At 57.6% G+C, this 1,118-nt stretch carries 1 protein-coding gene; it reads left to right on the forward strand.

The annotated features are described in order from the left end of the window. A partial coding sequence (gene tuf, locus APH34_RS28395; protein WP_054903791.1) for an elongation factor Tu occupies positions 1 to 1,118 on the forward strand: 1,118 nt, incomplete at both ends.

Here is a 1,118-nt window from a genome sequence, read left to right on the forward strand (position 1 = left end):
ATCGGCCACGTTGACCACGGTAAGACCACTCTGACCGCAGCTCTGACTCGCGTCTGCTCCGAAGTTTTCGGTTCGGCAGTCGTTGAGTTCGACAAGATCGACTCGGCTCCGGAAGAAAAAGCGCGCGGTATCACCATCAACACCGCTCACGTCGAGTACAACTCGAACATTCGTCACTACGCTCACGTCGACTGCCCAGGTCACGCTGACTACGTGAAGAACATGATCACCGGTGCTGCCCAGATGGACGGCGCGATCCTGGTTTGCTCGGCCGCCGATGGTCCGATGCCACAAACCCGTGAGCACATCCTGCTGTCCCGTCAGGTTGGCGTTCCGTACATCGTGGTCTTCCTGAACAAGGCTGACCTGGTAGACGACGCTGAGCTGCTGGAACTGGTCGAGATGGAAGTTCGCGACCTGCTGTCCACCTACGACTTCCCAGGCGACGACACCCCGATCATCATCGGTTCGGCTCGTATGGCGCTGGAAGGCAAAGACGACAACGAAATGGGCACTACCGCTGTTAAGAAGCTGGTAGAAACTCTGGATGCCTACATCCCTGAGCCAGTTCGTGCCGTTGACCAGCCGTTCCTGATGCCGATCGAAGACGTATTCTCGATCTCGGGTCGTGGTACCGTTGTTACCGGTCGTATCGAGCGTGGTATCGTCCGCGTTCAGGATCCGCTGGAAATCGTTGGTCTGCGTGACACCACCACCACCACCTGCACCGGTGTTGAGATGTTCCGCAAGCTGCTGGACGAAGGCCGTGCTGGCGAGAACTGCGGCGTTCTGCTGCGTGGTACCAAGCGTGACGACGTTGAGCGTGGCCAGGTTCTGGTCAAGCCAGGTTCGGTCAAGCCGCACACCAAGTTCACCGCAGAAGTCTACGTTCTGTCGAAAGAAGAAGGCGGTCGTCACACTCCGTTCTTCAAAGGCTACCGTCCTCAGTTCTACTTCCGTACCACTGACGTGACCGGTAACTGCGAACTGCCGGAAGGCGTTGAAATGGTAATGCCAGGTGACAACATTCAGATGACTGTTACCCTGATCAAGACCATCGCAATGGAAGACGGTCTGCGCTTCGCTATCCGTGAAGGCGGTCGTACCGTCGGCGCCGG

The sequence above is a fragment of the Pseudomonas sp. NBRC 111131 genome (assembly GCF_001320525.1).
GTDB lineage: Bacteria > Pseudomonadota > Gammaproteobacteria > Pseudomonadales > Pseudomonadaceae > Aquipseudomonas > Aquipseudomonas ceruminis.